This is a genomic window from Pseudomonas sp. K5002 (assembly GCF_013386655.1).
Taxonomy (GTDB): Bacteria; Pseudomonadota; Gammaproteobacteria; order Pseudomonadales; family Pseudomonadaceae; genus Aquipseudomonas.
Genome location: NZ_JACARK010000142.1, coordinates 1 through 10,972, shown reverse-complemented (window position 1 = coordinate 10,972; position 10,972 = coordinate 1). Strand labels below are relative to the sequence as shown.

Annotated in this window: 14 protein-coding genes and 1 pseudogene; 11 read left to right on the top strand and 4 right to left on the bottom strand. The window is 61.6% G+C overall.

Features of this window, described 5'->3' with window-relative positions:
* The 5 genes from HX846_RS08260 to HX846_RS08240 all read left to right on the top strand — a co-directional run.
* Positions 1-359 (top strand): isochorismatase family protein (locus HX846_RS08260; RefSeq protein WP_178965235.1); only part of this gene is annotated, 359 nt, incomplete at its 5' end.
* Between the two features lie 2 nt (positions 360-361).
* On the top strand, positions 362-691 hold the full coding sequence (locus HX846_RS08255; protein WP_102368490.1) for a hypothetical protein: 330 nt from the start codon (positions 362-364) through the stop codon (positions 689-691).
* A 5-nt stretch (positions 692-696) separates the two neighbouring features.
* Positions 697-1,911: an MFS transporter gene (locus HX846_RS08250; protein ID WP_177123351.1), complete on the top strand. Its 1,215-nt coding sequence runs from the start codon at positions 697-699 to the stop codon at positions 1,909-1,911.
* A 361-nt stretch (positions 1,912-2,272) separates the two neighbouring features.
* Positions 2,273-2,644 (top strand): hypothetical protein, encoded by a 372-nt coding sequence (locus HX846_RS08245; RefSeq protein WP_008433303.1) that lies wholly within the window; start codon positions 2,273-2,275, stop codon positions 2,642-2,644.
* A 4-nt stretch (positions 2,645-2,648) separates the two neighbouring features.
* Entirely contained in the window at positions 2,649-2,828 is a 180-nt protein-coding gene (locus HX846_RS08240; RefSeq protein WP_003207939.1) for a DUF1289 domain-containing protein, read from the top strand.
* A 19-nt stretch (positions 2,829-2,847) separates the two neighbouring features.
* On the opposite strand, the gene HX846_RS08235 is transcribed toward HX846_RS08240, so the two are convergent.
* Both HX846_RS08235 and HX846_RS08230 read right to left on the bottom strand, forming a co-directional pair.
* Complete coding sequence (locus HX846_RS08235) at positions 2,848-3,711, bottom strand: DNA/RNA non-specific endonuclease (RefSeq protein ID WP_003207938.1); 864 nt, start codon at positions 3,709-3,711, stop codon at positions 2,848-2,850.
* A 92-nt stretch (positions 3,712-3,803) separates the two neighbouring features.
* The gene (locus tag HX846_RS08230; RefSeq protein WP_023659027.1) at positions 3,804-4,436 is read right to left on the bottom strand and encodes a TetR/AcrR family transcriptional regulator; all 633 of its coding nucleotides are present in this window, start codon (positions 4,434-4,436) and stop codon (positions 3,804-3,806) included.
* 71 nt (positions 4,437-4,507) lie between these two features.
* On the opposite strand from HX846_RS08230, the gene HX846_RS08225 reads away from it, so the two are divergent.
* Complete coding sequence (locus tag HX846_RS08225; protein WP_102605057.1) at positions 4,508-5,362, top strand: aldo/keto reductase family oxidoreductase; 855 nt, start codon at positions 4,508-4,510, stop codon at positions 5,360-5,362.
* Positions 5,363-5,365: 3 nt separating this feature from the next.
* Here the strand turns inward: HX846_RS08225 and HX846_RS08220 are convergent, their stop codons facing one another.
* The gene (locus HX846_RS08220) at positions 5,366-6,061 is read right to left on the bottom strand and encodes a tRNA (adenine(22)-N(1))-methyltransferase TrmK (RefSeq protein WP_102370233.1); all 696 of its coding nucleotides are present in this window, start codon (positions 6,059-6,061) and stop codon (positions 5,366-5,368) included.
* A 78-nt stretch (positions 6,062-6,139) separates the two neighbouring features.
* Entirely contained in the window at positions 6,140-7,048 is a 909-nt protein-coding gene (locus tag HX846_RS08215) for a bifunctional oligoribonuclease/PAP phosphatase NrnA (protein WP_177067846.1), read from the bottom strand.
* A 101-nt stretch (positions 7,049-7,149) separates the two neighbouring features.
* On the opposite strand from HX846_RS08215, the gene HX846_RS08210 reads away from it, so the two are divergent.
* The 5 genes and pseudogenes from HX846_RS08210 to HX846_RS08190 form a co-directional block, all read left to right on the top strand.
* Positions 7,150-7,656: a GNAT family N-acetyltransferase gene (locus HX846_RS08210; RefSeq protein ID WP_178965234.1), complete on the top strand. Its 507-nt coding sequence runs from the start codon at positions 7,150-7,152 to the stop codon at positions 7,654-7,656.
* Positions 7,657-7,742: 86 nt separating this feature from the next.
* A complete protein-coding gene (locus HX846_RS08205) occupies positions 7,743-8,633 on the top strand; it encodes a bestrophin family protein (RefSeq protein WP_008433288.1) in 891 nt (296 codons plus the stop codon).
* A gap of 128 nt (positions 8,634-8,761) precedes the next feature.
* Entirely contained in the window at positions 8,762-10,264 is a 1,503-nt protein-coding gene (proP, locus tag HX846_RS08200; RefSeq protein ID WP_003207926.1) for a glycine betaine/L-proline transporter ProP, read from the top strand.
* Between the two features lie 123 nt (positions 10,265-10,387).
* Positions 10,388-10,816 carry a DUF2231 domain-containing protein gene (locus HX846_RS08195; protein ID WP_178965233.1) on the top strand — a complete coding sequence of 143 codons (429 nt, stop codon included), beginning with the start codon at positions 10,388-10,390 and terminating at the stop codon, positions 10,814-10,816.
* Positions 10,813-10,972 (top strand): annotated as a pseudogene (locus HX846_RS08190) (sorbosone dehydrogenase family protein); the annotation flags it as partial. The gene HX846_RS08195 and the pseudogene HX846_RS08190, both read left to right, overlap by 4 nt.

Here is a 10,972-nt window from a genome sequence, read left to right as displayed (position 1 = left end):
GCAGCGATGTATTTCCACCGGGATGGGCCGACCTGCTGCCCGAACTCGATCAGCAACCCGGCGACATTGGGGTGACCAAACGCACCTGGGGCGCCTTCGCCAGCACCGATCTTGAGGCGCAACTCAAAGCACGCGGCGTGACCCAAGTGGTGATCACCGGCGTTGCTACCGGAACCGGCGTGGAGTCCACCGCGCGCCAGGCCTACGAGGCCGGCTTCAACGTGACCCTGGCCGTCGATGCCATGACCGACGCGAACGCCGAGGCCCATCACTACAGCCTGAACCAGGTATTCCCGAAGCTGGGGGAAACCGGCACCGCGCAAGAGATCATCGGCTTGCTTGCAACAAGGGGGGCGTGACGATGCAATGGCATGAGCTGGTGTCTTATTTCTTCGGCGGCGTATTGCTTGCCAACGCGCTGCCCCATTGCCTCAGTGGCTTGATGGGCCAGTCCTTCCAAACGCCGTTTGCCAAGCCGCGCGGCCAGGGGCGGTCCTCCTCGACGCTGAATGTGCTCTGGGGTTTTCTCAACCTGGTGATCGGCTACGTGCTGGTCTGCCGGGTCGGGGACTTCGACCTCAAAAGCACCGCTGATGTGCTCGCCCTCGGGCTCGGGGCCTTGGCCCTGAGTGTATTCCTGGCGCAGCATTTCGGGCGCTTCAACGGTGGTCATTCCTCAGGGCCGGTGTGAGTTCGATGGGCATTTTCCGCTCGCTGCGCAGCGTCAACTACCGCATTTGGGCCGCCGGCGCCCTGGTGTCGAATATCGGCACCTGGATGCAACGCACGGCCCAGGATTGGCTGGTGCTGACCCAGCTCACCCCGCATAACGCGTCGGCCGTCGGCATCGTCATGGCGTTGCAGTTCGGGCCGCAATTGCTGTTGCTGCCCTGGACCGGCTTCGCCGCCGATCACTACGACAAGCGCAAGCTGCTGATGGTCACCCAGGGCGTGATGGGCGTGCTGGCGCTGATGCTGGGGGTGTTTACCCTGACCGGCATCGTGCAGCTGTGGCACGTGTATGTGTTCGCGTTTTTGTCCGGCTGCGCCTCGGCCTTCGATGCGCCGGTGCGGCAGATATTCGTGGCGGAGCTGGTGGGCGAAGCGGACCTGTCCAATGCCATCGCGCTCAATTCCACCTCGTTCAACATGGCGCGCATGATTGGCCCGGCGGTGGCCGGCGTGACCATCGCGTCGGTGGGCACCGGCTGGGCGTTCCTGCTCAATGGCGCGAGCTTTTTCGCGGTGCTGGCCTCGCTGTTTCTGCTGCGGGTTTCCGGACTGCACACCAGCCTGCGGGCGCTGCGCACCAAGGGCAGCCTGACTGAAGGCCTGCGCTATGTGTGGGCGCGGCCGGACCTGATGGCGATCCTGATCATGCTGTTCTTGATCGGCACCTTCGGCATGAATTTTCCGATCTTCATCTCGACCATGGCCGTCACCGTGTTCCACGCCGATGCCCGCGGCTATGGCCTGCTGACGTCGACCCTGGCCATCGGCACCGTTGCCGGGGCGCTGCTCGCAGCCGGTCGCGAGCGACCACACTTCAAGGCGTTGTTGATCGGCGCGCTGGTGTTCGGGGTGGGCTGCACGCTGGCGGCGATTGCCCCGAACTATTGGTTGTTCGCCGGGGCGCTGGTGATCATCGGCGTGGGCGCGCTGACCTTCAGCAACACCACCAACAGCCTGATGCAACTCACCACCGAGCCCGCCATGCGCGGCCGAGTGATCGCCTTGCGGGTGGGCGTGGCGCTTGGCGGCACACCGATTGGAGCACCGATAGTGGGTTGGGTTGCCGACCACCTGGGCCCACGCTGGGCACTGGCAGTCGGCGCCGCCTCGGGCATCCTGGCCGCCGGCGTGGCGGTGTACACCATGACGCGCAAGCTGGATCGGCCTAAAAATATGTGATGGGCAACACAGCTCCCACAGTTGATCTTCGCAGGCTCGCACAGTTGATCGTTCCCACGCTCTGCGTGGGAATACATCCTGTGACGCTCCGCGTCACCATTGCGCAGGACTTGAACCTTGCATCGTCAGCTGGACGCAGAGCGTCCGAGGCGGCATTCCCACGCAGAGCGTGGGAACGATCATCTCGATCCGACAAAATCCTGCGTAGGAGCTGTCGAGCTTCAGCGAGGCTGCGAAGAGGTCCTGTCAGGCAATAAAGATGTCGCCTGCCAGTCCGCCATCGCAGCCTCGCTAAAGCTCGACAGCTCCTACAGTGGATCTCTCGCGTATCATCACCCTCCTCGCTCCTCAAGGAATCCCCATGTCTTCAAGCAAACGCGACAGCGCACGCATCGAACGTCGCCTGGTCGCGACCCTGACCGATGCCTGTGAGATCGCGAAAGCCGAAATCACCGGCTTCGACTGGCTGACCCACGAAGTCGACTACCAGGCCTTTGCCCAAAGCCTGCTGGTCATCTGGGTATTCGATACCAGGGCGAACCGGGAACTGGCCCTTTCTACCGGACTGGACCTGCGCATGCGCGAACTGACGGCCACCGCGCTGGAGGATGCCGGGGTGGATCGCCCTTCTTCGCACCGCTACGTGCGCTTCGACTCCGAGGAAGAATGCCACCTGCAGCATGGCGGCAATTGGCGCCTGCGCCTGCTCAAACTGTATGCGGTAAAGGGGTAAAGCCTTGGCTAAAGATATCGAGAACCCGTGCGTCTCAACCTGCCAGCTCAGTGGTGAGCTGTGCGTGAGTTGTGGACGCACCAAGGACGATATTCGCAAATGGAAAAAGATGAAGCGGCCAGAGAAGATGGCCGCTGTGCAGCGCGCAACGTTGCGCTTGAAGACGTTGAAAAAGGGCAAGTGACGCACCCGGTTTCAGGCCGTCAAGTACGCCCGACTGACCCCGTCACCGGCAAATTCCCGAGCAACTTGAGCCCGGTGGTTTTCACAAACGTCGCGTAGTCCATCGGCTTCTCGATACGGGTTTCAGCGTTGGGCAGTACATACGCCCAGGCGCGCTTGGACGACACGTCGTAAACCAGCTTGAACAGGCGAGTCGGCACCCAGACCTTGTTGTCGCCAATGGTGCTGTAGCCCGGGTCAAACAACGGGCCGGTGAACACGAACACATTGCCGTCGGCGCGCTTGGCAAACTTGCGCACGTCCGCCTCGACCTTGCTCCAGATCTTGCGGTTGTTGGTCGGGTCTTGCGGGACCATGTTCGACAGCGCAAAGGACTGGGCCATGGCGTTGGTGCTCGGCGCATCCGCCGCCGGGGATTGATGGCCACGGTCCACCGCCGGGTGTTGGCCACGGTAGTCGCTCAACTCGGCGCGCGCGCCCTTGGGAATACGCGGATCGGGGTAGAACTGGTTGGTGCGTTCTTCGCCTTTGGCATCCTTCAACTGGCCGGCATTCAGGCGTTCGACCACCACCAGCGGGGTCTTGCTGGTTTGCGAGTACAGCACCGCGAAATTATCGGAACACAGCGCCAGGGGTTTCATGGTGGCCGGCACGGTGGCCGTGTTGATCGGTTGTGCGGCCGGGAACAGGTCGGCGCAACTGTCGAACGATGGCTTTTTCTGTTGGCTTGAATACAGACCCAGGGCCGCGCCCTGACTGATGGAGCCCGAGCGAGAGGTATGGGATTGAGGCGGTGTGATGAGGTCCAGCAGGCCACGGGCTTGCGCCCCGGTGGAGAGCAAAACAAGGGCCGACAGCCCAACTGCAATTTTGCGTAGGTGCATGGGTTAAATCTTCAAAGTTCGATTGCGGGGCTTATGGACCCATGGATGTGACTTTAGTGCGAAGCAGCGCTGCAAAATACCCTGAACACGGTTTACGTAAGTGACTGATAGGTTTGAAGATAAGCTCGCAGCATGCGGGTCACCTGCTGTTCCAGGCCGGCTTCAAAGGCCGCAGATGCATTGCCTTCAAGCAACGCCCGAACCGGTCCCACCACCGCGCTGAGCGAGATGGCGGCGGTAAGGGATGGGTCTTCAAACCGGGCATCCGACGCCGTCGCCAACATCGCTGCAATCGCGGCCACCACCCGCTTGTTGATCCGCGCCACAAGCTCCGCACCGCCCCGCTCACCTGCGATGGCATACAGGGCTTTGGACGCCGTCGGGTCCATCAGCTTCACGGCGAGAAAAGCCGTGACAAACCCCGATGCCATTTCCGCCACCGTGGTGCCCTGGTGTTGATCGCACGCCTGCTCGACGGTCTCGGCCACCTGCACCAGATGCTTCTCCAATACCGCAGCAAGCAGTGCATCGCGGTTCGGATAGTACTGATAGAGACTGCCCACCGACATGCCCGCCCGCTCGGCCACGCGGGTCGTGGTGCAGCGCACCAGGCCCTGAGCGGTCAAAACCTGAAGGGTTGCCGTGTGCAGCGCTTCCACCGTCGCCGCCGACCGGGCCTGGACCGCTGATTTTCTTGGCTTTAACGACGCTTTGAGAGGGCTCATGGAATGCGAATTCTAAACCTGAAGGATCCTTCATATTATAGGCTTCCTCCCGTCAAGCAAGAGCCCCGACCATGACCCCCAGCACATTCAATCTCGGCGATCGCACCGTCAACCGCATCGGCTACGGCGCCATGCAACTGGCCGGCCCAGGCGTGTTTGGCCCGCCCAAGGACCGTGATGCAGCGCTGGCCGTACTGCGCGAGGCCGTCGCTTGCGGCGTGAACCATATCGACACCAGCGACTTCTACGGGCCGCATGTCACCAATCAGATTATTCGTGAGGCACTGCACCCGTATAAAGACGATCTCACGATCGTCACCAAGGTAGGCGCCCGCCGTGGCGACGATGGCGCCTGGTTCAACGCTTCGTCGAAGGCCGAGCTGACCCAGGCCGTGCACGACAACCTGCGCAACCTGGGCCTGGATGTGCTGGACGTGGTGAATGTGCGGGCCATGCACGGCGTGATGGGCACTGCCGAAGGCTCGATCGAGGAACCCCTGAGTGCCATTGCCGAGCTGCAACAACAGGGCCTGATACGCCATATCGGCATCAGCAACGTTACCCCGACGCAGGTCGCCGAGGCGCGAAAAATCGTGCGCTTCGTGTGCGTCCAGAACCTGTACAACATCGCCCACCAACACGATAACGCGATGCTCGACGAATTGGCCCGGGACGGCATCGCCTATGTGCCATTCTTCCCGCTGGGCGGATTTTCGCCAGTGCAGTCAGCGGTGTTGTCGAACGTTGCACAGCGCCTCGGCGTCACCCCGATGCAACTGGCCCTGGCATGGCTGCTGCGCCGTTCCCCGAATATCCTGCTGATCCCGGGAACGTCCTCGGTCACCCATCTACGGGAAAACATCGCGGTGGGCGAGCTGGATCTTTCGGGCGAGGTACTCGCAGAGCTGAACACCCTCGCAGGCTGACCCTCACGCCAGCAGTTCTGCGATCCACCGCGCCTGCTGGGCGACCTCTTGCACCTTGTCCTCGGGCACCGCTTGCCGCGCCTGGGCGAAGTCGCTCAGGGTCTGCTGTTTGTGGCGCAGGATGCGCTGCCACTTGAGCAGGAATTCCGGGCTGCGGGCCTGCATTTGCAGCGGGCCGAAGTACAGTTCTTCGGCGGTATAGGTCACAGGCCCGGCGTGCTCGGCAACGATGATTTCGTAGAAGAATCGGTTCTCCCGCAGCAGCTCTTCGCACACGATGCGGTAGCCGTTCTCCATCAGCCATTGGCGCAACGGTTGCTCGCCGCCGTTGGGCTGCAGCAGCAGGCGCTCCCGGCCGTTGAGGCGCGCCTTGTCGCTGTCGAGGATGTCGCGGATGGTCTCGCCGCCCATGCCGCAAATGCTGATCGCGGTGATCCCGTCTCCCGGCTCGATCGCCGCCAGGCCACTGGCCAGGCGTACGGTGATGTGTTGCTCCAGCTCGTTCTCGCGCACCGTGCGCTCGGCTGCGCGAAACGGCGTCAGGGCCACCTCGCCCGCCACCGCCGCCACGATGGCGCCGCGGCGCATCAATGCCACCGGCAGGTAGGCGTGGTCGGAGCCGATATCCGCCAGGCGCGCCCCGGCGGGGACGTGCGTCGCCACGCGCTCAAGGCGCATGGACAATGTGTGTTCGTTCAACTGACGTTCCTTTTCGGTAATACCCTGGCCATTGTATTGCGGGTTCATCAAAGAGGAACGTCACTTTGGTGAGCGCCGTCAATCAGTGGCCGCCAGCCTTACCAGTTCCTTGCGCAACAGCGAACGATCCAGCACCGCCATCCCGGCCTGCCAGTCGATGGAAAGCAACTGGCTCAGTTTTTCCTGGCTGACCTTGGGCTCAGCCAGGAAATAACTTCTGCACTCGCGGATACTGATGAGATTCACCAGCCAGTCCTCCCCCTGCGCCGCCAGCCAATCAGCGATGGTCGAGCGATGCTTTCGGATCAGCGCACCGGCATCCCACACCGTCATCTGCGCAAAAACCTGCGGCAGGTTGCTGTCGGCTTTCAGCCACTTCAGGTCACCCGCCAACGCGCCTGCAAGGTCTGACTCGATAGTGGCCTGGCACTCGGAGAAATACCGCTCAGGCCAGTCTGCCGCGAGTTTCGCCAGCAGCGCGAGGGTTTCATAAGCCCGAACATCCTCCGCGGATGTCAACTGCCCGGTAAAATTCAGGGTATTGTCCAGGATTGCCGTGGCCAGCAGCGCGGCACTGTGCTCACTGATCAGCGGCAACAAACCGGCCGCTTCCCAACGCAGGAAAACCTGCGTCGCTGCTGCACCGATCAAACGGATGTCTGCGGCACTTCCCAGCCTCTGCGCCCAATAGGTTTCAAACCCCGGGTGATGGTCAATCACCTCCACCACCTGATCGAGCACGACCACCGGGTCGAAGTGGTGGAAGTCCGAGATATCCACCATCACAAACTCATCGCCGGGCCCGGGTCGGTAGTCATCCAATGATGATAGCCAGCCGAGCACGGTCCTGGAGATGCTGGCATTCAGTGGAGCACTGCTGACGGCACGCGCCTCGATTCCCTGACGATTCAACAACTCGGCATACGCAATGCAGCAGGCGTATGCATCGATGTCCAGATACGCCGAGCCGGAGGTGACTACCCTCATCGGAAAAACTCCATGATTTCATATTTTTGGCAGGCAAATTTCACACGCCTTTATGACGAAAACATGACTAAATGGACAGAACAACCCTGGAGATTCGAGCAATGACGTCATTTCGCGTTCGCGAGCTGAGCAGTACGGACACTGAAGCATTGCTGGCCTTCGAAGCCCGTAACCGTGACTGGTTCGAGTCGCATATCGAGGCGCGCGATCCATCGTTTTACTCGATGCAGGGCGTCGCCGAGCATATTGACGGTTATCTATCAGGCCTGGCCACCGGCACATGGCACCCGTTCGTGATCGAAGACGCCAACGGCGAAATCGTCGGTCGCGCCAACCTGAAAAGCATCGACTCGCCAAAGGGCTCTGCCGAAGTCGGCTACCGCGTGGGTGAGCGCTCGTGCGGGCAAGGGCTGGCAACCCTGGCGCTGAACCATCTGATCCGCGAGGCACAGGCGCGCTGGGCACTGACCCAACTGGTGGCGTACGTGTACCCCGAGAATGTGGGCTCACAAAAAGTCCTGACCCGCTGCGGTTTCGTGCCCGACCAGCCCGCACCGGACGGCAAGCCCCAGGGCGAAAACCGCTTTGTCCTGACATTCCAGGCCTGAAGAGCCGACCCGCCGGCGAACCTTTACCCGGTAAACACCGTCCGAGCTAGGGCATTGATGTTTACCGCTCGCCGCGAGGTTTCCGTTTGAAAGCTGCCATCATCAAAAAATACCGCCTGATCATCAAGACCATGGGCTATGTAGGCTGGGCGCTGTTCTGGCTGCTGCTCTGGGATATCGCCGTCACCGTGGACTTCATGCTGTTCCTCAACAGCAAGATCAACCTGCCGCTGATGCCGCTCACCCTGCTCGGCTCGGCGCTGGTGGTGCTGATCAGTTTCCGCAACAGCAGCGCCTACAACCGCTGGTGGGAGGCACGCACGTTGTGGGGGGCGATGGTCAACAATTCCCGCAGCTTCGCCCGGCAAGTGCTGACGCTGCTGGATGACCCGGACAATGAGGTCAACCCGATAAAGGCGACCTTGCTGCGCCGTCACGTGGCGTATGTGAACTGCCTGGCGGCGCACTTGCGGGGCCAGCCTTGCCCGGAAGAAATCCGCGCCTTCCTGCCGGCCAACGAGTTCGCCCGCAGCACCAGTACCAATAACTTTTCCAACGACATCATCAACGGCTCCGCAGCCCTGCTGGCCCAGGAATACAAGGCCGGGCGCCTGGACAGCATTCGCCTGGCACGGTTGGAGTCGACCCTGGTGGATTTGTCCAACAGCCAGGGCGGCATGGAGCGCATCGCCAATACGCCGCTGCCCTACCCTTACGTGTATTTCCCGCGGCTGTTCATCTCGCTGTTCTGCCTGATCGTGCCGGTGGGCCTGGTGGAATCCCTGGGCTGGTTCACCCCGCTGGCGTCCACGGTGGTGGGCTTCATGCTGCTGGCCATCGAACGCATCGGCACCGATTTGCAAAGCCCGTTCCGCGACAGCGAGCACCAGATCCAGATGGAAGCCCTTTGCGAAACCATCGAGAAAAACCTGCAGTCGATGCAGCGTGATTCCCTGGGGGGCGAGCGGATCAGTTAATCCTTGCCGGGCCGTTAACAAAAAAATCCAGCCAGTGGTGAATTATTCAGTGTCCGCATGTATCTGACCCATTAAGCGCATGCCACCAAAACAGTGGCATCGAAATGGACCTGCGGCTGAGTATTCCCATGAAATCACGCAAGAAAACCGTCAATCCCATTGGATTGGATGACATCACCATCGTCGACGACGCCAAGATGCGCAAGGCGATCACCGCCGCTGCGCTGGGCAATGCCATGGAATGGTTCGACTTCGGCGTATACGGCTTTGTCGCCTATGTACTCGGCAAGGTGTTCTTCCCCGAGGCATCCCCCAGCGTCCAGATGATCGCCGCCCTGGCGACCTTCTCGGTGCCGTTCCTGATTCGCCCGTTGGGCGGCCTGTTCTTCGGCCGGCTGGGGGACAAATACGGCCGGCAAAAGGTCCTGGCGGCGACCATCGTGATCATGTCCTTGAGCACCTTCGCCATCGGGCTGATCCCCTCCTATGACTCGATCGGCATCTGGGCGCCGATCCTGTTGCTGCTGGCCAAGATGGCCCAGGGCTTCTCGGTGGGCGGTGAGTACACCGGTGCCTCGATCTTCGTCGCCGAATACGCCCCGGACCGCAAGCGCGGCTTCCTCGGCAGTTGGCTGGACTTCGGCTCCATCGCCGGCTTCGTGCTCGGCGCGGGCGTGGTGGTGCTGATTTCGGCGGTGATCGGCGAAGATGCCTTCCAGTCCTGGGGCTGGCGCCTGCCGTTCTTCCTCGCCCTGCCGCTGGGCATGATCGGGCTCTACTTGCGTCATGCCCTGGAAGAAACACCGGCCTTTCAACAGCACGTGGAGCAACTCGAACAAGGTGACCGCGAAGGCCTGGCGGGCGGCCCGAAAGTCTCGTTCAAGGAAGTCGCCACCAAGCACTGGCGCAGCCTGATGACCTGTGTCGGCGTGGTGGTGGTGACCAACGTCACGTACTACATGCTGCTCACCTACATGCCGAGCTACCTGTCGCACAACCTGCACTACAGCGAAAACCACGGCGTGTTGATCATCATCGCGATCATGGTCGGCATGTTGTTCGTGCAGCCGATGATTGGCTTTGTCAGCGACAAGATCGGGCGCAAACCCTTCATTCTGTTCGGCAGCATCGCACTGTTCTTTCTCGCCATTCCGGCGTTCATGCTGATCAACAGCGGCAAGCTCGGGCTGATTTTCTCGGGGCTGCTGATCATTGCGGTGGTGCTCAACTTCTTTATCGGCGTGATGGCGTCCACCCTGCCGGCGATGTTCCCTACCCACATCCGCTACAGCGCGCTCGCCAGCGCCTTCAACATCTCGATCCTGATTGCCGGCCTCACGCCAACCGCCATGGCCTGGCTGGTGGAGACCACCAACAACCTGTACATGCCGGCCTATTACCTGATGGTATTCGCCGTACTGGGGCTTTTCACCGCCCTGACCATGAAGGAAACCGCCAACAAACCCCTGCGCGGCGCGGCACCGGCGGCGTCGGATATCGAGGAAGCCAAGGAGCTGCTGCAGGAGCACGAAGACAATATCGAGCAGAAGATCGAAGATATCGACGCGCAAATCGCCGAGCTGGAAGCCAAGCGTGAAAACCTGGTGCAGCAACATCCACGCATCAACTGACGCAACATATTTGGAAACGAATAGCGGGTGAACTAACGCGCAAGCAGCACGCTCCTTCCTTAAGCGCAGTCAGCGCGGCCCTGATGAGCCTCATCAGGGCCGCTCAACGATAAGGAGCCGCCCGTGACCGACACCACCACCCTCACCTACCGCTGCACGCCTGGTCCGCTTCACGCGACCTTGCTGGCCGGTGCCGTCCCGCTGTTTCTCGGCGCCCTGCTGAGCGACATTGCCTACTACCAGACCTACCAGATCCAATGGAGCAACTTCGCCGCCTGGCTGATCGCCGGCGCTCTGCTGTTCTGCGGGCTGGCGGGGTTGTTTGCACTGGTCAACCTGCTGCGTGCCGACCGCAAGGCCGGGCGCCCCACGGCGTACTTCCTGCTGTTGCTGGTGACCTGGGCGCTGGGCCTGGTAAATGCCTTTGAACATGCGAAGGATGCCTGGGCCGTGATGCCTTCGGGCCTGGTGCTGTCTGCCGTCGTGACCCTGCTGGCCTGCGTGACCACGTGGGTCGGGCTGACCAACCTGCGCTCGGGAGGTGCCCAATGAAGCCTTCCAGCACGCTGACCGTTTTAAGCATGGCGATGTTGTTGAGCGCCTGCGGTGGCGAAGCCGACAGCACTCAAGCTCGCGGCCCCGACCCCAAGCTGCCGGAACCCCAGCGCGGCCTGTTGCCCAGCATGAAGATCGCCGAACCGGTGGCCT

Excerpts from the sequence above, each read along its gene's own strand:
- HX846_RS08255 (WP_102368490.1), top strand. The coding sequence starts at position 362 with ATGCAATGGCATGAGCTGGTGTCTTATTTCTTCGGCGGCGTATTGCTT.
- HX846_RS08250 (WP_177123351.1), top strand. The coding sequence starts at position 697 with ATGGGCATTTTCCGCTCGCTGCGCAGCGTCAACTACCGCATTTGGGCC.
- HX846_RS08245 (WP_008433303.1), top strand. The coding sequence starts at position 2,273 with ATGTCTTCAAGCAAACGCGACAGCGCACGCATCGAACGTCGCCTGGTC.
- HX846_RS08235 (WP_003207938.1), bottom strand. The coding sequence starts at position 3,711 with ATGCACCTACGCAAAATTGCAGTTGGGCTGTCGGCCCTTGTTTTGCTC.
- HX846_RS08230 (WP_023659027.1), bottom strand. The coding sequence starts at position 4,436 with ATGAGCCCTCTCAAAGCGTCGTTAAAGCCAAGAAAATCAGCGGTCCAG.
- HX846_RS08225 (WP_102605057.1), top strand. The coding sequence starts at position 4,508 with ATGACCCCCAGCACATTCAATCTCGGCGATCGCACCGTCAACCGCATC.
- HX846_RS08215 (WP_177067846.1), bottom strand. The coding sequence starts at position 7,048 with ATGAGGGTAGTCACCTCCGGCTCGGCGTATCTGGACATCGATGCATAC.
- HX846_RS08210 (WP_178965234.1), top strand. The coding sequence starts at position 7,150 with ATGACGTCATTTCGCGTTCGCGAGCTGAGCAGTACGGACACTGAAGCA.
- proP (WP_003207926.1), top strand. The coding sequence starts at position 8,762 with ATGAAATCACGCAAGAAAACCGTCAATCCCATTGGATTGGATGACATC.